This is a genomic window from Streptomyces sp. H27-H5, assembly GCF_026627505.1.
Taxonomy (GTDB): domain Bacteria; phylum Actinomycetota; class Actinomycetes; order Streptomycetales; family Streptomycetaceae; genus Streptomyces.
The window spans coordinates 27659-47696 of the sequence record NZ_JAPNLK010000055.1; the positions used below are offsets into that span (position 1 = coordinate 27659).

Annotated in this window: 22 protein-coding genes and 2 pseudogenes; 4 read left to right on the plus strand and 20 right to left on the minus strand. The window is 72.6% G+C overall.

Annotated features, from left to right (window positions below):
• Positions 1 to 83: 83 nt before the first annotated feature.
• The 11 genes and pseudogenes from lgt to hisI form a co-directional block, all read right to left on the minus strand.
• Positions 84 to 1121, minus strand: coding sequence for a prolipoprotein diacylglyceryl transferase (gene lgt, locus OTB19_RS25760; protein WP_267800830.1), 1038 nt, complete (start codon positions 1119 to 1121; stop codon positions 84 to 86).
• Between the two features lie 337 nt (positions 1122 to 1458).
• Positions 1459 to 2250 (minus strand): annotated as a pseudogene (locus OTB19_RS25765) (DsbA family protein); the annotation flags it as partial.
• A 95-nt stretch (positions 2251 to 2345) separates the two neighbouring features.
• The gene (gene trpA, locus OTB19_RS25770) at positions 2346 to 3185 is read right to left on the minus strand and encodes a tryptophan synthase subunit alpha (protein ID WP_267800833.1); all 840 of its coding nucleotides are present in this window, start codon (positions 3183 to 3185) and stop codon (positions 2346 to 2348) included.
• The gene (trpB, locus tag OTB19_RS25775) at positions 3182 to 4456 is read right to left on the minus strand and encodes a tryptophan synthase subunit beta (RefSeq protein ID WP_267800834.1); all 1275 of its coding nucleotides are present in this window, start codon (positions 4454 to 4456) and stop codon (positions 3182 to 3184) included. The genes trpA and trpB overlap by 4 nt, the downstream gene beginning before the upstream one ends.
• Positions 4457 to 4648: 192 nt before the next feature.
• Entirely contained in the window at positions 4649 to 4858 is a 210-nt protein-coding gene (trpM, locus tag OTB19_RS25780) for a tryptophan biosynthesis modulator TrpM (RefSeq protein ID WP_053682200.1), read from the minus strand.
• A gap of 7 nt (positions 4859 to 4865) precedes the next feature.
• Complete coding sequence (gene trpC / locus OTB19_RS25785; protein ID WP_053682201.1) at positions 4866 to 5675, minus strand: indole-3-glycerol phosphate synthase TrpC; 810 nt, start codon at positions 5673 to 5675, stop codon at positions 4866 to 4868.
• 172 nt (positions 5676 to 5847) lie between these two features.
• On the minus strand, positions 5848 to 6354 hold the full coding sequence (locus OTB19_RS25790) for a DUF2752 domain-containing protein (protein WP_267800836.1): 507 nt from the start codon (positions 6352 to 6354) through the stop codon (positions 5848 to 5850).
• 56 nt (positions 6355 to 6410) lie between these two features.
• Entirely contained in the window at positions 6411 to 6662 is a 252-nt protein-coding gene (locus OTB19_RS25795; RefSeq protein WP_267800883.1) for an HGxxPAAW family protein, read from the minus strand.
• 100 nt (positions 6663 to 6762) lie between these two features.
• Positions 6763 to 7428, minus strand: a complete 666-nt coding sequence (locus tag OTB19_RS25800) for a TIGR02234 family membrane protein (protein WP_385644061.1) — start codon at positions 7426 to 7428, stop codon at positions 6763 to 6765.
• Positions 7429 to 7442: 14 nt separating this feature from the next.
• Positions 7443 to 8929, minus strand: a pseudogene (locus OTB19_RS25805) (anthranilate synthase component I).
• Between the two features lie 14 nt (positions 8930 to 8943).
• Entirely contained in the window at positions 8944 to 9300 is a 357-nt protein-coding gene (hisI, locus tag OTB19_RS25810; protein WP_267800838.1) for a phosphoribosyl-AMP cyclohydrolase, read from the minus strand.
• A 92-nt stretch (positions 9301 to 9392) separates the two neighbouring features.
• On the opposite strand from hisI, the gene OTB19_RS25815 reads away from it, so the two are divergent.
• Positions 9393 to 10025, plus strand: coding sequence for a TIGR03085 family metal-binding protein (locus tag OTB19_RS25815; protein ID WP_267800840.1), 633 nt, complete (start codon positions 9393 to 9395; stop codon positions 10023 to 10025).
• A 52-nt stretch (positions 10026 to 10077) separates the two neighbouring features.
• Here the strand turns inward: OTB19_RS25815 and OTB19_RS25820 are convergent, their stop codons facing one another.
• Genes OTB19_RS25820 through hisD form a run of 9 tightly spaced genes read right to left on the minus strand, consistent with a single transcriptional unit; the run spans position 10078 to position 17044 of the window.
• Positions 10078 to 11280 carry an MFS transporter gene (locus tag OTB19_RS25820; protein WP_267800842.1) on the minus strand — a complete coding sequence of 401 codons (1203 nt, stop codon included), beginning with the start codon at positions 11278 to 11280 and terminating at the stop codon, positions 10078 to 10080.
• Positions 11281 to 11297: 17 nt separating this feature from the next.
• The gene (gene hisF, locus OTB19_RS25825; RefSeq protein WP_267800844.1) at positions 11298 to 12053 is read right to left on the minus strand and encodes an imidazole glycerol phosphate synthase subunit HisF; all 756 of its coding nucleotides are present in this window, start codon (positions 12051 to 12053) and stop codon (positions 11298 to 11300) included.
• Positions 12050 to 12445 (minus strand): RidA family protein, encoded by a 396-nt coding sequence (locus OTB19_RS25830; protein WP_267800845.1) that lies wholly within the window; start codon positions 12443 to 12445, stop codon positions 12050 to 12052. Before OTB19_RS25830 ends, hisF begins: the two co-directional genes overlap by 4 nt.
• Positions 12442 to 13179, minus strand: coding sequence for a bifunctional 1-(5-phosphoribosyl)-5-((5-phosphoribosylamino)methylideneamino)imidazole-4-carboxamide isomerase/phosphoribosylanthranilate isomerase PriA (gene priA / locus OTB19_RS25835; RefSeq protein WP_267800847.1), 738 nt, complete (start codon positions 13177 to 13179; stop codon positions 12442 to 12444). The genes OTB19_RS25830 and priA overlap by 4 nt, the downstream gene beginning before the upstream one ends.
• Entirely contained in the window at positions 13179 to 13829 is a 651-nt protein-coding gene (hisH, locus tag OTB19_RS25840; protein WP_267800849.1) for an imidazole glycerol phosphate synthase subunit HisH, read from the minus strand. The genes priA and hisH overlap by 1 nt, the downstream gene beginning before the upstream one ends.
• A complete protein-coding gene (locus OTB19_RS25845) occupies positions 13826 to 13993 on the minus strand; it encodes a hypothetical protein (RefSeq protein ID WP_267800850.1) in 168 nt (55 codons plus the stop codon). Before OTB19_RS25845 ends, hisH begins: the two co-directional genes overlap by 4 nt.
• 2 nt (positions 13994 to 13995) lie before the next feature.
• Positions 13996 to 14589, minus strand: coding sequence for an imidazoleglycerol-phosphate dehydratase HisB (gene hisB / locus OTB19_RS25850; RefSeq protein WP_267800852.1), 594 nt, complete (start codon positions 14587 to 14589; stop codon positions 13996 to 13998).
• On the minus strand, positions 14586 to 15707 hold the full coding sequence (locus OTB19_RS25855; RefSeq protein ID WP_267800853.1) for a histidinol-phosphate transaminase: 1122 nt from the start codon (positions 15705 to 15707) through the stop codon (positions 14586 to 14588). Before OTB19_RS25855 ends, hisB begins: the two co-directional genes overlap by 4 nt.
• The gene (gene hisD, locus OTB19_RS25860; RefSeq protein ID WP_267800855.1) at positions 15704 to 17044 is read right to left on the minus strand and encodes a histidinol dehydrogenase; all 1341 of its coding nucleotides are present in this window, start codon (positions 17042 to 17044) and stop codon (positions 15704 to 15706) included. Before hisD ends, OTB19_RS25855 begins: the two co-directional genes overlap by 4 nt.
• A gap of 126 nt (positions 17045 to 17170) precedes the next feature.
• Here hisD and OTB19_RS25865 point away from each other — a divergent pair, with 126 nt between their 5' ends.
• From OTB19_RS25865 to ybaK, 3 genes are read left to right on the plus strand one after another with little or no spacing between them, the layout of a single operon-like run.
• Complete coding sequence (locus tag OTB19_RS25865; protein WP_267800856.1) at positions 17171 to 18769, plus strand: oxidoreductase; 1599 nt, start codon at positions 17171 to 17173, stop codon at positions 18767 to 18769.
• Positions 18770 to 18803: 34 nt separating this feature from the next.
• On the plus strand, positions 18804 to 19541 hold the full coding sequence (locus OTB19_RS25870; RefSeq protein WP_267800858.1) for an LON peptidase substrate-binding domain-containing protein: 738 nt from the start codon (positions 18804 to 18806) through the stop codon (positions 19539 to 19541).
• Positions 19541 to 20032: a Cys-tRNA(Pro) deacylase gene (gene ybaK / locus OTB19_RS25875; RefSeq protein ID WP_267800860.1), complete on the plus strand. Its 492-nt coding sequence runs from the start codon at positions 19541 to 19543 to the stop codon at positions 20030 to 20032. Before OTB19_RS25870 ends, ybaK begins: the two co-directional genes overlap by 1 nt.
• The last annotated feature ends 6 nt before the right edge of the window (positions 20033 to 20038 follow it).

Here is a 20038-nt window from a genome sequence, read left to right on the forward strand (position 1 = left end):
TCAAGGTCCTCGTCAACGGAGAAGGGTGCCGCGCGAGGCGCGGCACCCTTCTCCGTTGATCACGGACCCTCGGTCCGGACCGGTCAGACCTTCTTGGCCTCGGAGGCCGTCTCGGAAGCCGTGCCGGGGGCCGACTCCGCGTCCGCCCGCTCGGCGTCCTTCGGCTCGGCATCCTTCGGCGCGGTGTCCTTCGGCGCGTCCTCGGCCTTGATCAGGCTCGGCGCCTTGTCCCCGGCCTCGCCCTTCGCCTCGGCGTCCTTCGCGTCCGCGGCGTCGGTCGGGGTCTTCGCGTCCCCGGCGGCGGGACCGCGGTCCGGCTCGACGATCTCCTCGCGGCCCGGCCGCAGCTTCGCGGACAGCACCAGGTAGACCACGGCCAGCACGAAGACCACGATCGAGGTCCAGACGTTCAGCCGGAGGCCGAGGATGTGGTGCGCCTCGTCGACGCGCATGTACTCGATCCAGCTGCGGCCGACGCAGTAGGCGGCGACGTACAGGGCGAACGCCCGGCCGTGTCCCAGCTTGAAGCGACGGTCGGCCCAGATCACCAGCGCGGCGACGCCGATGCACCACAGGGACTCGTACAGGAAGGTGGGGTGATAGGTCCCGGCGACCCGGTTCGGGCCCTCGCTGATCTTCACCGCCCACGGCAGGTCGGTGGCGCGGCCGTAGAGCTCCTGGTTGAACCAGTTGCCCCAGCGTCCGAAGGCCTGGGCCAGCGCGATGCCGGGGGCCAGGGCGTCGGCCCAGGCCGGCAGCGGGATGCCGCGGAGTCGACAGCCGATCCAGGCGCCCACGGCGCCCAGCGCGATCGCGCCCCAGATGCCGAGGCCGCCTTCCCAGATCTTGAAGGCGTCGACCCAGTTGCGGCCCTCGCCGAAGTAGAGCTGGTAGTCGGTGATGACGTGGTAGAGGCGACCGCCGACAAGGCCGAACGGCACCGCCCACACGGCGATGTCCGCGACCGTGCCCGGCTTTCCGCCGCGCGCGACCCAGCGCCTGTTGCCGAGCCAGACGGCGACGAAGACGCCGATGATGATGCAGAACGCGTAGCCGCGGAGCGGGATCGGTCCGAGATGGATCACGCCGGTCGACGGGCTGGGGATATAGGCAAGTTCCATGGCAGGACCGACGCTACCCTGCCGGGCGGTGCAGACCGCAACCCGCCCGGCAACCTCGGCTGAATCGATACAGGGACGCCACGCCTCCCCCGCAGGCCTCTCAGTCCTCGCCGGCCCCCCGGGAGACGGAAGCGGAACCGCCGGAACCGGCCTGGCTCCCCGCCGTCGAGCCCGACCTCGACGAGGACCCGTTCGAGGAGGACCCCGCGGAGGCGGACCCCGTCGACTTCGAGGACGACAGCCCGGACGAAGAAGAGGAGGAGGACGAAGAGGACGAGGCCTTCGACCCGTTCTTGCCCGTGCCGGAGGCCTTCGGGCTCGGGGCGGCCGACCCGGTGCCCTTCGCCGCGGCCTCCACCTGCGCCTTCAGCTTCTGCGGGGTCAGCGGATTCGCCTGGTCGGCGAAGATGTCCTTCCCGTCGAGGAGGATCGTCGGGGTGCCCCGGAACTTCCCGGCGCGGAAGGCCTCCTGCGACTTGCCGACCCAGGCGTTGTGCGTGCCCTTCTCGACGCAGGCGCGGAACACGGGGGTGTCCAGCCCCTCCACCTTCCCGGCCAGCTCCAGCAGCTTGGCGTTCTTGCCGTAGGCGTCGTCGACCTCCTCCGGCTGGTTCTGGAAGAGGACGTCGTGGTACGCGGGGAACTTCCCGGCGTCCTGGGCGCACGCGGCGGCGTTGGCTGCCTTGACGGAGCCGGTGCCGCCCATGTTCCCGTCGATCAGCGTGACCAGGTGGTAGTCGACCTTGAGCTGCCCCTTCGCCTCCAGCTCGTGGACGGTCGCCCGATAGTTGTCCTCGAAGGCCTTGCAGGCCGGGCAGCGGAAGTCCTCCCAGACGGTCAGCGTGGACGTGGCCGCGTCCTTGCCCGTCCGGATCGCGAGCGCGTCCTTGCCCACGGCCCCGGACGGGGCGACCACCGGGCCCTTCGCGGAGTCGCCCGATTTCCCGGTGTTGGCCGCGATCAGGCCGACGACGGCGGCCAGACCGAGTACGCCGACCACCGCCGCCGACACGATCAGGGTCCGCCGGCGCTTGTCCCGGGTCTTCTGCCGCTCGCGCTCCACGAGGAGTCGCTCCCGGGCCGATCGTTTCGTCGCATCGCGGTTCGCACCGTCGTTCTTGTCGCTCACGTTCGGCCAAACGAAGCGGGGAGGCACTCTCGTGCCTCCCCGCTCCCACTTCCACCCGATCGGGCTACAGAACCCCGCTCGGGGCCCGCCCGGCGTCAGGACCTGCGTACGCCTTCCGCAAGCTCGGCCGCCAGCGCCCGCACTCCGGCGAGCCCGCTCTGCGGGTCCGGCGCGTCCAGCAGCACCTTCACGAAGGCCGAGCCGACGATCACCCCGTCGGCGAAGGCGGCGACCTCCTTCGCCTGCGCGGCGTTGGAGACGCCAAGGCCGACGCAGACCGGGAGGCCGCGGCGGGCGCCGGGGGTGGCGCGGGTCCGCTCGACGAGGGCCTGCGCCTCGTTGCCGACGGACTCGCGGGTGCCGGTGACGCCCATCAGGGAGGCCGCGTAGACGAAGCCCGAGCCGGCCTCGGTGATGGTGGCCAGGCGGGCGTCCCGGCTGCTGGGGGCCACGACGAAGACGGTCGCCAGACCGTGCTTCGCCGCGTGCTCGCGCCACAGCTCGGACTCCTGGACCGGCAGGTCGGGCAGGATGCAGCCCGCGCCGCCCGCCGCGGCGAGCTCGGCGGTGAACCGCTCGACGCCGTAGCGGTCGATGGGGTTCCAGTACGTCATCACCAGGATCGGGACCCCGGTGGCCTCGTGGGCCTCGCGCACGGTCCGCATCACGTCGGCGATCTTGACTCCGCCGCGCAGGGCGATGTCGTCGGCGGTCTGGATGACCGGGCCGTCCAGGACGGGGTCGCTGTGCGGCAGGCCGATCTCGACGACGTCCGCGCCGCCCGCGATGACGGCCTTGACGGCCTCGATGCCGCCGTCGACGGTCGGGAAGCCGGCCGGGAGGTAGGCGACGAGGGCGGCACGGTCCTCGGACTTCGCCTTCGCGAGGGTCGCGGTCAGCAGTTCGATGTTGCCGGTGCCGTGCGTGGCGCTCACTTGTCGTCCCCCTCGGAGAACTCGTTCTCGGCGACTTCGCCGTCGGTGTCGTACAGGTCGAAGTACCGCGCGGCGGTGTCCATGTCCTTGTCGCCGCGACCGGACAGGTTGACGACGATCAGACCGTCCGGGCCCAGTTCCCGGCCCAGGTCGAGGGCGCCCGCGAGGGCGTGCGCGGACTCGATCGCCGGGATGATGCCCTCCGTGCGGGAGAGCAGGCGCAGGGCCTGCATCGCGGCGTCGTCGGTGACCGCCCGGTACTCGCCGCGGCCGGTGTCCTTGAGGTAGGAGTGCTCCGGGCCGATGCCCGGGTAGTCCAGGCCCGCCGAGATCGAGTACGGCTCGGTGATCTGGCCCTCCTCGTCCTGGAGGACGTAGGAGCGGGAGCCGTGCAGGATGCCGGGCTCGCCCGCGGTCAGCGTGGCGGCGTGCTCACCGGTCTCGACGCCGTGTCCGGCGGGCTCGAAGCCGACCAGGCGGACGCCGGCGTCGGGGATGAAGGCGTGGAACAGGCCGATGGCGTTGGAGCCGCCGCCGACGCAGGCTGCGACGGCGTCGGGCAGTCGTCCGACGCGTTCCAGGATCTGGCGGCGGGCCTCGACGCCGATGACCCGGTGGAAGTCGCGGACCATCGCGGGGAAGGGGTGGGGGCCGGCGACCGTGCCGAAGAGGTAGTGGGTGCGGTCGACGTTGGCGACCCAGTCGCGGAAGGCCTCGTTGATGGCGTCCTTGAGGGTCCGGGAGCCGGACTTCACCGCGATGACCTCGGCGCCCAGCATGCGCATCCGGGCCACGTTCAGGGCCTGGCGCCGGGTGTCGATCTCGCCCATGTAGATGGTGCAGTCGAGGCCGAAGAGGGCGCAGGCGGTGGCGGTGGCCACGCCGTGCTGGCCGGCTCCGGTCTCGGCGATGACGCGGGTCTTGCCCATGCGCTTGGTGAGCAGGGCCTGACCCAGCACGTTGTTGATCTTGTGCGAGCCGGTGTGGTTGAGGTCCTCGCGCTTGAGGAAGATCCGGGCGCCGCCCGCGTGCTCGGCGAACCGGGGCACCTCGGTGAGGGAGCTGGGCCGGCCGGTGTAGTTGACCATGAGCTCGTCGAGCTCGGCCGCGAAGGCCGGGTCGCACTTGGCCTTCTCGTACTCGACGGCGACCTCGTCCACGGCGGCGACGAGGGCCTCCGGGATGAACTTGCCGCCGAAGTCGCCGAAGTAGCCCTCGGCGTTGGGGACGTGACCCTCGGGGTCCGGGATGAAGAACGAGCTGGTGGACATGGCCACTACTCCTACGGGGTGCGACGGGAGGACTTCACCGTATTGCGCCGCCTGCCCGCACCACGCGCACCCCGCTGAGGGGTGGGGAGGGTACGGACGGAGCGGCCCGCGCCCGGAGCCGGCGGCTCGGGACGACGGGCCGTACGGGACCACCCGGCGGGTACGCGGGGTACCGGACGGGCGTGGTCCTCGTTACGGCGCCGAGGCGCCGCGCCATCGCATGCCGTTGACCTGGCCGGGCTCGGAGCCGATCACGTAGCGCACCCGTCGCCCGTGCACGCGCCGGGCCGGGGCGCGGCAGCCGCGGGGGCGGCAGCCGCGCGCCAGCGGCGCGTGCGTCGTCGGCACGGCGGCCGGGCCGGGGCCCGGTCGGGTGCGGACGAAGGAGCGGAAGGGCGGCACGGAGGGGTCAGCTCCGCCCGTGGCGCAGGGCGGGGTGGGCGCCGGCGGCGACGAGGTCGGCCACGGCCGCCTTCGGGTCGCGTCCGGTGACCAGGGACTCCCCGACGAGGACGGCGTCGGCGCCCTCGTTGGCGTAGGCGATCAGGTCGTGCGGTCCGCGGATGCCGGACTCGGCGATCTTCACGATGTGGTCGGGGATCTCCTGGACGACGCGCTCGAAGGTGGAGCGGTCGACCTTGAGGTCCTTGAGGTTGCGCGCGTTGACGCCGATGATCTTGGCTCCGGCGGCGACGGCGCGCTCGACCTCCTCCTCGTCGTGGACCTCGACGAGGGGGGTCAGACCGATGGTCTGGGCACGCTCGATGAGGGAGACCAGGGCCTCCTGTTCGAGGGCCGCGACGATCAGCAGGGCGAGGTCGGCGCCGTAGGCGCGGGCCTCCCAGAGCTGGTACGCCGTGACGATGAAGTCCTTGCGCAGGATCGGGATGTCCACGCGGGCGCGGACGGCCTCCAGGTCGGCCAGCGAGCCGCCGAAACGGCGCTGCTCGGTGAGGACGGAGATGACCGCCGCACCGCCCGCCTCGTAGTCGGCGGCGAGCGCGGCCGGGTCGGCGATCGCGGCCAGCGCGCCCTTGGAGGGACTGGAGCGCTTGACCTCGCAGATCACCTTGACGCTGTCGCCGCGCAGGGCCGCGACACCGTCCTTGGCCTGGGGCGCCTTGGCGGCACGCTCCTTGAGCTCGTCGAGGCTCACGCGGGCCTGCCGTTCGGCAAGGTCTTCGCGGACCCCTTCGATGATCTCGTCGAGCACACTCACGCGAGCGGCCCCCTTCCGGGTCGATGACGGTCGGCCGCCTTGCAGACACGTATCACTGCAAGGTCAGCACTCAAATGGTATCCGCAGGTCGCCGCGGCCTCCGCACGGACATCGCCGTTTCCCAGGGACTGGACAGTCGGAATGCGGGCTTCCTCCGGCGCTCGCCCGGGCCTCAGGGGGCCAGGGCGGACCCGAAGGGAAGATTGCGGACAATCGCGAAAGTCAGCATGAGAGCACCGAAAACCCACCAGTACGCCGGTTTCAGGGCGATCCGCGGGGCCGGGGCGCCGCGCCAGGCCCGCGCCAGCCAGACGGCGGTGAACGCCGCGAACAGGACGTAGCCGACGACCGCCGCCGCGTTCGCGCCGAGGGCGGTGAGCAGGTCGCCCCGCGCGAAGGCGTGGGCGCTGCGCAGCCCGCCGCAGCCCGGGCACAGGATGCCGGTGAGTCGGAACAGCGGGCAGACCGGGTAGTGCCCGGGTTCGTTGGGGTCGACCGCGCCCACGTACGCGAAGGCGGCCGCGACCCCGGCCAGGGTGAGGACGGGGGCGGCCAGGTTCCGCGCCCGGGAGGCCCGCGCCGGGGCGGGCGGGGGGTACGCGGGGGCCGGGGGCCCGGGGGCCGGGTGCGGGGCGGGAGGGGTGCGGGAGGCGTCCACGCGCCGATTCTCTCCGGTCATGACAAAAGGCGCAGCCCGACAGGGCCGCGCCTTCCGCTTCTTCCGGTCCTCGTGCGTCAGACGCCCGCGGGGACCTTGGAGGCGGCGATGACCTCGGCGAGGTCCTTGTGGGCGGCCTTCGGAGCGCCCATGCCGGCGGCCTTCATCGCCATTCCGACGACACCGCCGAGGACGACGACGACCAGGCCGGCGTAGAACCCGAGCGGGTTCGCGAGCACCATGAAGGCGCCGGAGACGCAGAAACCGATGAAGGCGATGATGACACCGGTCCAGGCGGCCGGGGTGTGTCCGTGGCTCGTGCCCGCCATGAGTTGCTCCTCGTTGCTCTGTCGCACGTCACGTGCTGTGTCGAACGCTCGGTGCCCATTGTCCCGCACCGCGCGCGGCGCCCGCTCACGGGGGGTCCCGTCAGCGGGTGGGGTCCTCGCCTCGGTCCAGAGCCTTCCACAGGTCCTCGGGCCGGTCCGGGTCCACGGGCGCGGGAGTACGGGTGCGGGGGCTGCCGTCGCGTTCGTAGCGGCCGCCCATCGCGGGCCAACTCCGGCCGAAGCGCAGGGCCAGGAGGCCGGCCAGCAGGATCAGGACCCCGCCGGCGGCGGTGACGTACGGCCACGCCGTATGGGTGAGCCCGACCACCTGCGCCGCGGTGTCCGCGGTGGTCCTGGCGGCCTGTTCGTCCAGGGCCCGGTGGTCGTCGGCGGCGAACACGGCCGCCAGGGCGGCGCCCAGGCCGCTCAGCGCGAGCAGCGCGGACACCAGCCGCCGGCTCCTGCCGCGGACGGCGAAGACGGCGACCAGGGCGGCGAGGGCGACGATGGCCAGGGCGGCGGGCAGGCCGGTGACGGCCCGCCCGTCGGCGCTCAGCGGCAGCGAACCGCCGCCGACGGCCGCCCGGCCCTGGGCCCAGACGCGGCCGGAGGCGAGCAGGACGACGGTGGCGCCGAGCGCGCCGAGCAGCAGGGCGACGGCCACGCTGCGGCGGCCGGCGCCGCTCTCGGGGCCCGGCGGGACCTCTTCGGTCACGGGGGCGGCGGCATCGTTTCGGGGCGGGGGTACGGCACTCACGCACCCCACTATCCCCTACGCCCTCAACCGCGGTGGAGGCGGTTCGCCGCTCCCACCGCGCGCAGCACCGCGGCGGCCTTGTTGCGACATTCGAGGTCCTCCAGCTCGGGCACCGAATCCGCCACGACCCCGGCGCCGGCCTGGACGTACGCCGTCCCGTCGCGCAGCAGCGCCGTGCGGATGGCGATGGCCGTGTCGGAGTCCCCGGCGAAGTCGAGGTAGCCGACGCACCCGCCGTACAGCCCGCGGCGGGAGGGTTCCAGTTCCTCGATGATCTGCATGGCGCGCGGCTTGGGCGCGCCCGAGAGGGTGCCGGCGGGGAAGCAGGCGGTGAGCACGTCGAAGGCGGTCTTGCCCTCGGCGAGCCGGCCGGTGACGGTGGAGACGATGTGCATCACGTGGGAGTAGCGCTCGATCGACATGAAGTCCACGACCTCCACCGATCCCGGGGCGCAGACCCGGCCCAGGTCGTTGCGGCCGAGGTCGACGAGCATCAGGTGCTCGGCGCGTTCCTTGGGGTCCGCCATCAGCTCTTCGGCGAGGTCGTTGTCCCGCTGCGGGGTGGCCCCGCGGTGCCGGGTGCCGGCGATGGGGTGGACCATGGCCCGGCCGTCCTCGACCTTGACCAGCGCCTCGGGGCTGGACCCGACCACGTCGAAGCCGTTCTCGAAGCGGAAGAGGTACATGTACGGGGACGGGTTGGTGGCCCGCAGCACCCGGTAGACGTCGAGCGCGGAGGCCTCGCAGGGCGTCTCGAACCGCTGCGAGGGCACCACCTGGAAGGCCTCGCCGGCCCGGATGCGCTCACGTCCTCCACGGCCGCCTGGTACTTCTCGCCGCCCCACAGGGCGGAGTACTCCGGCAGCTCGGAGGCGGGCAGCGGGGTGGGTACGTACGGGGCGGGCCGCGCGAGGTCGGCCTCCATCGCGTCGAGCCGGGCGACCGCGTTCGTGTACGCCTCGTCCACGCCGGTGTCGAGGTGGTTGTGGTTGATGGCGTTGGCGATGAGCTGGACCGTGCCGTCCCAGTGGTCCATGACGGCCAGGTCGGAGGTGAGCAGCATGGTCAGCTCGGGGAGCTTCAGGTCGTCCTCGGTGTGCTCTCCGATGCGCTCCAGGCGGCGCACGATGTCGTAGCCCAGGTAGCCGACCATGCCGCCGGTGAAGGGCGGCATGCCGCCGGCGATGTCGCGGGGGGTGTGCAGGGCCTCGACGGTGGCGCGCAGGGCCTCCAGCGGGTCGCCGTCCGTGGGGACGCCGACGGGAGGGGTGCCGATCCAGTGGGCCCGGCCGTCGCGGACGGTGAGGGTGGAGTCGCTGCGGACGCCGACGAAGGAGTAGCGGGACCAGGAGCGGCCGTTCTCGGCGGACTCCAGGAGGAAGGTTCCGGGGCGTTCGGCGGCCAGCTTGCGGTAGAGACCCACGGGCGTGTCGCCGTCGGCCAGCAGCTTGCGGCTGACGGGGATGACGCGGCGGTCGACCGCGAGCTTGCGGAACGTCTCAAGATCCATGACGTGGGACCTACCTATTCGGCGTCGCTGAGAAGGACATCGGCGTCGAAGCACGTACGGGCGCCGGTGTGACAGGCGGCCCCGACCTGGTCGACCTTCACGAGCAGGGTGTCGGCGTCGCAGTCGAGGGCGACGGACTTCACGTGCTGGAAGTGGCCGGAGGTGTCTCCCTTGACCCAGTACTCCCGGCGGCTGCGGGACCAGTACGTGCAGCGCCCGGTGGTCAGCGTCCGGTGCAGGGCCTCGTCGTCCATCCAGCCGAGCATGAGCACCTCACCGGTGTCGTACTGCTGGGCGATGGCCGGAACCAGACCGTCCGCGGAGCGCTTGAGACGAGCGGCGATGGCGGGGTCGAGGGAGGTCGTACTCATGAGGCCATTGTGCCGGGCGGAGGCGACGATCACGGAGCGCCGTCCACCTGATGGGCGGGCGCGCGGCGGGTCGCGGCCGTAGGCTGGCCCGCATGTCTACCCATGCGAAGCGTGAACGACTGCTCCTGGCCGACCTGTTGGAGTCGGCGGGGCCGGAGGCGCCGACACTGTGCGACGGCTGGCGCGCCCGGGAACTCGCGGCGCACGTGGTCGTCCGCGAGCGCCGCCCGGACGCGGCGGGCGGCCTCCTGCTGGACGTGCTGAAGACCCGGCTGGACAAGGTCATGGAGGAGTACAAGGCCAAGCCGTACGAGGAACTGATCCAGTTGATCCGTACCGGCCCGCCGAGGATGTCCCTCTACTCCCTGAAGCAGATCGACGAGGCGGCCAACGCGGTGGAGTTCTACGTCCACGCGGAGGACGTCCGGCGGGCCCAGCCCGACTGGTCGCCGCGGGCGCTGGACCCCGTGTTCTCGGACTCCCTGTGGTCCCGCCTGGAGAAGCTGGCCCGGCTGACGGGCCGCCGCTCCCCGGTGGGGCTGGTCCTGCGCCGCCCGAACGGCCAGACGACGGTGGCGCACAAGGGCACCCCGGTGGTCACGGTCACGGGCGAGCCGGGCGAACTCACGCTGTTCTGCTTCGGCCGCCAGTCCTCGGCGGCGGTGGAGCTGGACGGCCCGGCGGAGGCCGTCGCGAAGCTGACGACGGCGCAGCTGGGCCTGTAGCGCGCGGGAGCGTGTGCGGGGCCGCCGGGTCGGCACAGAGCCCGGGCTGTGGTCAGGCGAAGGCGAGTTCCGCCCGGCGGACCTCCCGGGCCGAGGTCCCGACCACCGCTCCCGCCATGCTCAGCAGGCCGCCGGCCAGGAACACCGGGGTGATGCCCCACAGGTCCACCGCCAGGCCGAAGACGGGGTAGGACAGCGGGGCCAGGCCCACCGCCGTGAAGGCCATGACCGAGCTGACCCGGCCCAGGTACGCGGGGTCGGTGGAGGTCTGGATCAGGGCGACGGCCAGGCCTCCGCAGATGCCGCAGACCAGGCCGGTCACCAGCGAGACGACGACCGCGGTGGGCAGGCCGGGGGCCAGGGCGACGCTGCCGATGCCGGCCGAGCCGACGATCAGGGTGAGGTTCTGCACCGCCCCCGCGCGGGGGAACCGGGGCACCAGGGTCAGGACCAGGGCGCTGGACGCCGCGCCGGCCCCGAAGGCACCGATGATCCAGCCGACCCCGCCGGCGCCCCAGCCCCGTTCCTCGGCCAGCAGGATCAGTCCCAGGGTGAGCGGGGCGGAGGTGCCGAGCTGGCTCAGGGCGCCGGACACCGTCAGCGGGCCGATCACCGGGTGCCGCCGGATGTAGGCGAGCCCGGACAGCAACTGCCGCCAGGGGGTCTGCCCCGCCCCGGGGTCCTCGGAGTCCCGCACCGCTGGGGCGATCCGTACGGCCAGCAGCAGCACCAGGGAGAGCCCGAACAGCGCGGCGGCCACGCCGAAGGCGGCCCCCACCCCGCCCAGGCCGATCGCGAGGCCCGCCACCGGCGGCCCCGCGGTGTGCCCGACGCGTTCGGCGAGGCTGCGCAGCCCCTGGACCCGCACCAGTTGCCCGGGGCCGGCGATGCGGGGCGGCAGCGCGCCGACCGCCGGCATGAACAGCGCGTCCACGGCCCCGAAGACGAGGGCCACCGTCACCAGGACCCACAGCCCCGGTGAGGCGAGCGCGACGATCAGGGCGAGCGCGAGGATGACCGCGCAGCGCACGGCATCGGAGGAGACGACCACGAGCCGGGGCCCGAAACGGTCGGCGACCACCCCGCCGCCCAGCATGAGCAGGGCCCTGGGGACGGCGCCGGCCGCCATGACCAGCCCGACCTCGGCCGGGCCGGCCACGTGCGCGGCGGTCCAGCCGAGGGCGAGGAAGTAGATCGCGTCGCCGATCAGTGAGGCGGCGTAGGCGGCCAGCCAGCGCCATGTGTTCCGGTTCAACGCAGCCCCCCGGGGCGTCAGCGCACCGGGTGGCCGGCCCCCCGCAGCGCGTCCTTGACCTGGCCGATGCGCAGGTCGCCGAAGTGGAACACCGACGCGGCGAGTACCGCGTCCGCGCCGGCCTCGATGGCCGGCGGGAAGTGCTCCAGCCTGCCGGCGCCGCCGGAGGCGATCACCGGCACCGTGACGTGCCTGCGCACGGCCGCGATCATCTCCGTGTCGTAGCCGTCCTTCGTACCGTCCGCGTCCATCGAGTTCAACAGGATTTCCCCGGCGCCGAGTTCGGCCGCCCGGTGGGCCCATTCGACGGCGTCGATGCCGGCACTCTGCCGGCCGCCGTGGGTGGTGACCTCGAAGGAGCCGGAGGCGGTGCGGCGGGCGTCCACGGACAGCACGAGGACCTGTCGTCCGAACCGCTCGGCGATCTCCCGGATCAGCTCGGGGCGGGCGATGGCGGCCGTGTTGACGCCCACCTTGTCGGCGCCCGCGCGCAGCAGCTTGTCGACGTCGTCGGCGGTGCGTACGCCGCCGCCGACGGTCAGCGGGATGAAGACCTGTTCGGCGGTGCGGCGCACCACGTCGTAGGTGGTCTCGCGGTTGCCGGAGGAGGCGGTGATGTCGAGGAACGTCAGCTCGTCGGCGCCCTCGGCGTCGTACAGCTTGGCCATCTCCACCGGGTCGCCGGCGTCGCGCAGGTTCTGGAAGTTGACTCCCTTGACCACGCGGCCGTTGTCCACGTCCAGGCAGGGGATCACCCGTACGGCGAGGGTCATGCGGTGGCTCCTGAGGGACCGAAGGCTTCGACCTCCACTTCGACGACCATGGAGGGGTCGACGAAACCGGAGACGATGATCATGGATGCGGCGGGCCGCACCGCGTCGAACAGCTCCTTGTGGGCGCGGCCGACGTCCTCCACGTCGCGGGCGTGCGTGAGGTACATGCGGGTGCGCACCACGTGCTCGGGGCCGAGCCCGGCCTGCTCCAGGGCCTTGAAGGCGACGCCGAAGGCCGTGATGGCCTGGTCGTACGGGCCGCCCCCGTCGGCGGCGGTGCAGCCGGAGACGAGGACCAGGCCGTTGGGGAGCTGTACGGCGCGGGAGTAGCCGATGACGTCCTCGTAGGCGCCACCGGAGGAGATGCGTCGTACCTGGTCGGGAGAGCTCATGCGGAGACCACCTTCAGGGCTTCTTCCAGGGTGAAGGCCTTGGCGTACAGGGCCTTTCCGACGATGGCGCCCTCGACGCCCTGCGGGACGAGCGCGGACAGGGCCCGCAGGTCGTCCAGCGAGGAGATGCCGCCGGACGCCACGACGGGCCGGTCGGTGGCGGCGCAGACGTTCTTCAGCAGCTCCAGGTTGGGGCCGGTCAGCGTGCCGTCCTTGCCGATGTCGGTGACGACGTAGCGGGCGCAGCCCTCGGCGTCCAGGCGGGCGAGGGTCTCGTAGAGGTCGCCGCCCTCGCTGGTCCAGCCGCGGCCTTTGAGGGTGGTGCCGCGCACGTCGAGGCCGACCGCGATCCTGTCGCCGTGCTCGGCGATGGCCCTGGCGGCCCACTCGGGGGTCTCCAGGGCGGCGGTGCCCAGGTTGACGCGGGTGCAGCCGGTGGCGAGGGCCGCGGCGAGCGAGGCGTCGTCGCGGATGCCGCCGGACAGTTCGACCTTGATGTCCATGGCGCCGGTGATCTCGGCGACCAGGGCGCGGTTGTCGCCCGTGCCGAAGGCGGCGTCGAGGTCGACCAGGTGGAGCCATTCGGCGCCGGAGGCCTGCCAGGCGAGGGCCGCCTCCAGCGGGGAGCCGTAGGAGGTCTCGCTGCCGGACACCCCGTGGACGAGGCGGACGGCCTGGCCGTCGCGGACGTCGACCGCGGGGAGGAGTTCCAGCTTCGCTGAGGACACGGTCATCAGAGGGTCTCGATCCAGTTGGTGAGGAGCCGGGCCCCGGCGTCGCCGGACTTCTCGGGGTGGAACTGGGTGGCCCACAGGGCCCCGTTCTCCACCGCCGCGACGAAGGGCTCGCCGTGCATGGCCCAGGTGACCTTGGGGGCGCGGATCAGCGGGTTGGTGACTTCCAGGCTCCAGTCGCGCGCCGCGTACGAGTGGACGAAGTAGAAGCGGGCGTCCGCGTCCAGGCCGGCGAAGGCCTGGCTGTCGGCCGGCGCGTCGACGGTGTTCCACCCCATGTGCGGGACGACGGGGGCCTTGAGCGGTCCGACCGTACCGGGCCACTCGTCGAGGCCCTCGGTCTCCACGCCGTGTTCGATGCCGCGCTCGAAGAGGATCTGCATGCCCACGCAGATGCCCATGACGGGGCGGCCGCCGGAGAGCCGGCGGCCGATGATCCAGTCGCCGCGGGCGTCCTTGAGGCCCCGCATGCAGGCGGCGAAGGCGCCGACACCGGGGACGAGGAGTCCGTCGGCGTCCATGGCCTTGTCGTAGTCGCGGGTGATCTCGACGTCGGCGCCGACGCGTGCGAGGGCGCGTTCGGCGGAGCGGACGTTGCCGAAGCCGTAGTCGAAGACGACGACCTTCTTGGTCGGGCGGGTTGCGCTCATTCCCAGATTCCTTGGATCCGCAGGACTCCGGCGGCGAGACACATCGCGGAGCCGATGGCGAGCAGGACGACCAGCGACAGGGGCATCTTCTGCTTGTGGAAGGAGTAGACGCCGCCGGCGAGGAAGAGGCCGACGACGATCAGGATGGTGTTGAGGCCGGTCACGGTTAGAGGGCGCCCTTCGTGGAGGGCAGGATCCCGGCGGCGCGCGGGTCGAACTCGGCGGCGTAGCGCAGGGCGCGGGCCAGCGCCTTGAACTGGCACTCCACGATGTGGTGGGCGTTGCGCCCGTACGGGACGTGGATGTGCAGGGCGATCTGGGCCTGCGCGACGAAGGACTCGAAGATGTGTCGGGTCATCGTCGTGTCGTAGCTGCCGATCATCGGCGCCATATTCTCGGGCTCGGTGTGCACGAGGTAGGGGCGGCCGGACAGGTCGACGGTCACCTGGGCGAGCGACTCGTCCAACGGGACGGTGCAGTTGCCGAAGCGGTAGATGCCCACCTTGTCGCCGAGGGCCTGCTTGAAGGCGGCGCCGAGCGCGAGGGCGCTGTCCTCGATGGTGTGGTGGCTGTCGATGTGCAGGTCGCCCTCGGTCTTCACGGTGAGGTCGAAGAGGCCGTGGCGGCCGAGCTGGTCGAGCATGTGGTCGTAGAAGCCCACGCCCGTCGAGACGTCGACCTTGCCGGTGCCGTCGAGGTTTATCTCGACGACGACCGAGGTCTCCTTCGTGGTCCGTTCGACCCGTCCGATGCGGCTCATGCGTGCTGCTCCTTCTTCAGTGCGCGAACCGCTTCCAGGAACGCGTCGTTCTCGGCCGGGGTGCCCGCGGTGACCCGCAGCCATCCCGGCACGCCGTTGTCCCGGACCAGGACGCCCTGGTCGAGGATCTTTTCCCAAGCGGTGTGGGAGTCGTCGAACTTCCCGAACTGGATGAAGTTCGCGTCGGACTCGGTGACCTCGAAGCCGATGGCCCGCAGCTCCTCGACGAGGCGGTCGCGCTCGGCCTTGAGCTGCTCCACGTAGCCGAGGAGGGTGTCGGTGTGCTCCAGCGCAGCCAGCGCGGTCGCCTGGGTGACGGCCGACAGGTGGTACGGCAGGCGTACGAGCTGCACGGCGTCGACCACGGCGGGGTGCGCGGCCAGGTAGCCCAGGCGCAGCCCGGCGGCGCCGAAGGCCTTGGACATGGTCCGGGAGACCACCAGGCACGGGCGGCCCTCGATCAGCGGCAGGAGCGAGTCGTGGTGGCTGAACTCCACGTACGCCTCGTCCACGACGACGAGGGAGGCCGCACCTCGATCGGCGCGCGCCGCCTGCGCGGCCTCGTAGAGCGCGAGGACGGTCTCCGCCCCGACGGCGGTGCCCGTGGGGTTGTTGGGCGAGGTGATGAAGACGACGTCCGGCGCGTGCTCGGCGATGGCCCGCTCGGCCGCCTCCGCGTCGATGGTGAAGTCGTCCCGGCGCGGGCCGGAGATCCAGCCGGTGCCGGTGCCGCGGGCGATCAGCGCGTGCATCGAGTACGAGGGCTCGAAACCCATCGCGGTGCGGCCGGGGCCGCCGAAGGTCTGGAGGAGCTGCTGGAGGACCTCGTTGGATCCGTTGGCGGCCCAGACGTTCTCGCGCGCGACCGGGTGCTTGCCGGTACGGGTGAGGTAGGCGGCCAGCTCGGTCCGCAGCTCGATCGCGTCCCGGTCGGGGTAGCGGTTGAGGGTGCGGGCGGCCTCGGCCACGCGCTCGGCGATGCGCCGCACCAGCTCCTCGGGGAGCTCGTACGGGTTCTCGTTGGTGTTCAGCTGGACGGGCACGTCGAGCTGCGGGGCGCCGTAGGGGGACTTGCCGCGCAGCTCGTCCCGGATGGGGAGGTCGTCGATGCCGGTCATGCCTGGGGGACCTTCCATCCGAAGCGCGCCTTGAGGGCCGCGCCGTGCGCGGGCAGGTCCTCGGCCTCCGCCAGCGTCACCACGTGGTGGGTGACCTCGGCCAGGGCGTCCCGCGTGTAGTCGACGATGTGGATGCCGCGCAGGAAGGACTGCACGGACAGGCCGGAGGAGTGGCAGGCGCAGCCGCCGGTGGGCAGCACGTGGTTCGAGCCCGCGCAGTAGTCGCCGAGGGAGACCGGGGCCCAGGGGCCGACGAAGATCGCGCCGGCGTTGCGGACCCGGGCGGCCCAGGCGGCGGCGTCGACGGTCTGCACCTCCAGGTGCTCGGCGCCGTACGCGTCGACCACCTTGAGGCCGTCCTCCAGGCTGTCCACCAGCACGATCGCGGACTGCCGGCCGGCGAGCGCGGGCTTGATCCGGTCCTCGACGTGCTTGGTCGCGGCGACCTGCGGCTCCAGCTCCCGCTCCACGGCGTCCGCGAGCTCGACGGAGTCGGTGACGAGGACGGCGGCGGCCAGCGGGTCGTGCTCGGCCTGGCTGATCAGGTCGGCGGCGACGTGCACCGGGTCGGCCGTGGAGTCCGCGAGGACGGCGATCTCGGTGGGGCCGGCCTCGGTGTCGATGCCGATCTTCCCGGTGAAATAGCGCTTGGCGGCGGCGACCCAGATGTTGCCGGGGCCGGTCACCATGTTCGCCGGGGCGCACTCGTCCGTGCCGTACGCGAACATCGCGACGGCCTGGGCGCCGCCGACCGCGTACACCTCGTCCACGCCGAGCAGCGCGCAGGCGGCGAGGATCGTGGGGTGCGGCAGACCGCCGGCAGGGTCTCCCGGGAAAGCGGGCTTCTGCGGCGGGGACGCGAGCGCGATGGACTCCACGCCCGCCTCCTGGGCCGGCACCACGTTCATCACGACGGAGGACGGGTACACCGAGCGGCCGCCGGGCGCGTACAGGCCCACCCGCTCGACCGGAACCCACTTCTCGGTCACGGTTCCGCCGGGGACCACCTGGGTGGTGTGCTCGCCGCGGCGCTGGTTGCGGTGCACGATCCGGGCGCGCCGGATGGACTCCTCCAGGGCGGCGCGCACGGCCGGGTCCAACTGCTCCAGGGCGGCCTTGACGGCCTGCTCGGGCACCCGGACCTGCGAGAGCTCGACCCCGTCGAACTTCCGCGCGTACTCGATCAGCGCCGCCGTGCCACGATGATGGACGTCCTCGCAGATGGGCCGCACCTTGTCCAGGGCGGCTTCCACGTCGAACTCGGCACGGGGCAGCAGATCGCGCAGGGCGCCACCCTCGGGGAGGGTGTTGCCGCGCAGGTCGATACGAGAGATCACCTGCCAATTCTCTCAGACCGTCTCCCGGCGCCGTTCGCCCGTATCACTGGCTGATACACGCCCCGGACGTCACCGCCGCCCCTTAGCGTTCCCCTGGGTGTGAAGGACGAGCGGAGGGGGACCGCGATGACCGAGGCGCGCGCGGGCGGGGAGCCCGCCGACGCGACCGCCGCCGAGCTGCGGATGTGGCAGGCGTACCGGACGGGCGGTGTCTGCGACCTCAGTGCGCGCGCCGCCGGCCGGGACGACCCGCATTCCGACCGGGTGTGGGGTCCGGAGCGCACCGTCCGGGCCCGGACGGTCGCCCTGCTGCTGCTCCACGGCCCGCCGCCGGTGCCGGGCCGGGTCGCCTCGTTGAAGCTGCGCGGGGTGCGGATCAGCGGGCGGCTGGACCTGTCCGGGGGCACCGTCGAGCCGTACGTGGAGTTCCAGTCCTGCCGCTTCGACAGCGAGATCCAGCTGTCCGAGGCCCGGTTCGGCACGTTGCGCCTGGTCAACTGCGCGATACCGCGGCTGGAGGCGGCCCGGCTGCACACCGAGGGTGATCTGCACCTGCCGCGCTGCCGCGTGGCGCGGGGCATACGGCTGACGGACGCGCAGATCGGCACCGACCTGCTGATCAGCCAGGCGGTGGTGCAGCGCGACAACAAGGGTCGGGCGATCGCCGCCGACGGGATGGCGGTGGCGCAGGACTTCCAGGGCGAGATGCTGGAGGCGTACGGGGAGGTCAGTCTGCGCGGCGCCAAGGTCGGCGTGTCGATGAGCCTGCGCGGGGCCCGGCTGCGCAACCCGTCGGGGCGGCGCGCGTTGAACGCCCCGCAGCTCACCGTGGAGCGGACCCTGTACCTGACCTCGGTGGCCCTGGACCACTCCCCCGGCGATTCGGGGACCCACACGCCTCCGTACGGGCTGGGCGAGACCCCGCTCGGCGGCCGGCGGGCGCAGGCCTTCGAGTGCGAGGGCGGGATGCGGCTGGACGACGGGCGGTTCGGCGACGCGATCGACTTCTACGGGGCCCGGTTCCTGCTGTCGGCGGAGCAGGAGCTGTCCCTGCGGCGGATCCAGACGCCCGAGCTGCGGTTCGTCGGCGAGCAGCCGGAGCGGGGCAGGGTGGTGCTGTCCGGGGCCAAGGTGGTCAAGCTGGTCGACATGTCGACCAGCTGGCCGGGACCTGGCCGGCTGTCGATGGAGGGGTGCTCGTACGAGCTGCTCGCGCCCCGGGGTCACTTCCCGCTGGCCCGCCGGCTGGCCTGGGTGGAGGCCGCCACGCCCGACTACTCGCCGGAGCCGTACGAGCGGCTCGCGGCGGTCCTGCGGGCGAGCGGCGAGGACGCGGACGCCCGGATGGTGCTGCTGGCCAAGCAGCGCCGGCGCCGGGCCACGCTGCCGCCTGCGGCGAAGGCCTGGGGGTACCTCCAGGACTGGACGGTGGTGTACGGCTACCGGCCGGGCCGGGCGGCCCTGTGGATGGCGGTGCTGTGGGCGGCGGGCTCGCTGCTGTTCTCCCGGCTCGACCCGCCGGCGATCAAGACGGACGAGCATCCGCACTGGAACGCCGCCCTGTACGCGCTCGATCTGCTGCTCCCGGTCGTCGATTTCGGGCAGGAGGGGCAGTGGGATCTGCGGGGTGGTTGGCAGTGGGGAGCGGCGGCCCTGGTCGTGCTGGGGTGGATCCTGGCCACGACGGTTGCGGCGGGCGCGTCACGGCTGCTGCGGCGGGGGTGACCGCCGCGGCCCCGCGACCACTACCCTGTGCCTCGTGACCACCGTTCGCCTGCCACTCTTCCCGCTGAACTCGGTGCTGTTCCCCGGCCTCGTGTTGCCGCTGAACATCTTCGAGGAGCGCTATCGCGCCATGATGCGCGAGCTGCTGAAGACGGGCGAGGACGAGCCGCGGCGCTTCGCGGTCGTCGCGATCCGCGACGGCCGGGAGGTCGCGCCGACCGCGCCCGGCCTGCCCGATCCGACGGCGTTGCCCGAGCGGGGTCCGACGGCCGGTTTCGGCGCGGACCCGATCCAGGCGTTCCACCGGGTGGGTTGCGTCGCGGACGCCGCGACGATCCGGGAGCGGGAGGACGGCAGTTTCGAGGTGCTGGCCACCGGGACCTCCCGGGTCCGCCTGCTGTCGGTCGACGCGTCGGGGCCGTTCCTGGTCGCGGAGCTGGAGGAACTCCCCGAGGACTCGGGCGAGGGGGCGGGGGCGCTCGCCGAGGGCGTGTTGCGGGCGTTCCGGAACTACCAGAAGCGGCTGGCGGGGGCCCGTGAGCGGTCGCTGACGGGCGCCGAGCTGCCGGACGAGCCGTCGGTGGTCTCCTACCTGGTCGCCGCGGCGGCGGTGCTCGACATCCCCGCGAAGCAGCGGCTGCTCCAGGCGCCGGACACCGCGACCCGGCTCGCGGAGGAACTGAAACTGCTGCGCGCCGAGACGGCCGTGATCCGCCATCTGCCGTCGCTGCCCGCGGTGGACCTGACGCGCGCGCCGACGAGCCCGAACTGATGGCGAAGAAGAAGTCCGGGGCGGCGACCCCGGCGATAGCGGCCCTCACCGCGGCGGCGGCGGAGTTCACTGTGCACTCCTACGAGCACGACCCCGCGCACCCCTCGTACGGCCAGGAGGCCGCGGAGGCGATGGGGGTATCCCCCACGCAGGTGTTCAAGACGCTCGTCACGGACGTGGACGGAGTGCTCACGGTGGCGGTGGTCCCGGTGTCGGGATCGCTGGACCTGAAGGCCCTGGCGGTGGCCGTGGGCGCCAAGCGGGCCTCGATGGCCGAGCCGGCCCTGGCGGAGCGCACCACGGGCTACGTCCTGGGCGGCATCTCGCCGCTGGGTCAGCGCAAGCGGCTGCGGACGGTGCTCGACGCCTCGGCGACCGCCCACCCGACGATCTGTGTCTCGGCGGGCCGTCGCGGCCTGGAGGTCGAACTCCCGCCGGCGACGTTGACGGAGCTCCTGGGGGCCGTGCTGGCCCCCATCTCCCGCCCGTAGCCCGTT

What these genes read in the sequence shown, in the direction of transcription:
- lgt (WP_267800830.1), bottom strand. Translation starts at nt 1,121, where the DNA reads ATGGAACTTGCCTATATCCCCAGCCCGTCGACCGGCGTGATCCATCTC.
- trpB (WP_267800834.1), bottom strand. Translation starts at nt 4,456, where the DNA reads ATGTCCACCAGCTCGTTCTTCATCCCGGACCCCGAGGGTCACGTCCCC.
- hisB (WP_267800852.1), bottom strand. Translation starts at nt 14,589, where the DNA reads ATGAGCCGCATCGGACGGGTCGAACGGACCACGAAGGAGACCTCGGTC.
- ybaK (WP_267800860.1), top strand. Translation starts at nt 19,541, where the DNA reads ATGGCGAAGAAGAAGTCCGGGGCGGCGACCCCGGCGATAGCGGCCCTC.
- OTB19_RS25795 (WP_267800883.1), bottom strand. Translation starts at nt 6,662, where the DNA reads ATGGCGGGCACGAGCCACGGACACACCCCGGCCGCCTGGACCGGTGTC.
- OTB19_RS25790 (WP_267800836.1), bottom strand. Translation starts at nt 6,354, where the DNA reads ATGACCGGAGAGAATCGGCGCGTGGACGCCTCCCGCACCCCTCCCGCC.
- hisI (WP_267800838.1), bottom strand. Translation starts at nt 9,300, where the DNA reads ATGAGTACGACCTCCCTCGACCCCGCCATCGCCGCTCGTCTCAAGCGC.
- OTB19_RS25855 (WP_267800853.1), bottom strand. Translation starts at nt 15,707, where the DNA reads ATGACCGGCATCGACGACCTCCCCATCCGGGACGAGCTGCGCGGCAAG.
- hisH (WP_267800849.1), bottom strand. Translation starts at nt 13,829, where the DNA reads ATGAGCGCAACCCGCCCGACCAAGAAGGTCGTCGTCTTCGACTACGGC.
- OTB19_RS25865 (WP_267800856.1), top strand. Translation starts at nt 17,171, where the DNA reads ATGACCGAGGCGCGCGCGGGCGGGGAGCCCGCCGACGCGACCGCCGCC.
- priA (WP_267800847.1), bottom strand. Translation starts at nt 13,179, where the DNA reads ATGACCGTGTCCTCAGCGAAGCTGGAACTCCTCCCCGCGGTCGACGTC.
- OTB19_RS25815 (WP_267800840.1), top strand. Translation starts at nt 9,393, where the DNA reads ATGTCTACCCATGCGAAGCGTGAACGACTGCTCCTGGCCGACCTGTTG.
- hisF (WP_267800844.1), bottom strand. Translation starts at nt 12,053, where the DNA reads ATGACCCTCGCCGTACGGGTGATCCCCTGCCTGGACGTGGACAACGGC.
- OTB19_RS25830 (WP_267800845.1), bottom strand. Translation starts at nt 12,445, where the DNA reads ATGAGCTCTCCCGACCAGGTACGACGCATCTCCTCCGGTGGCGCCTAC.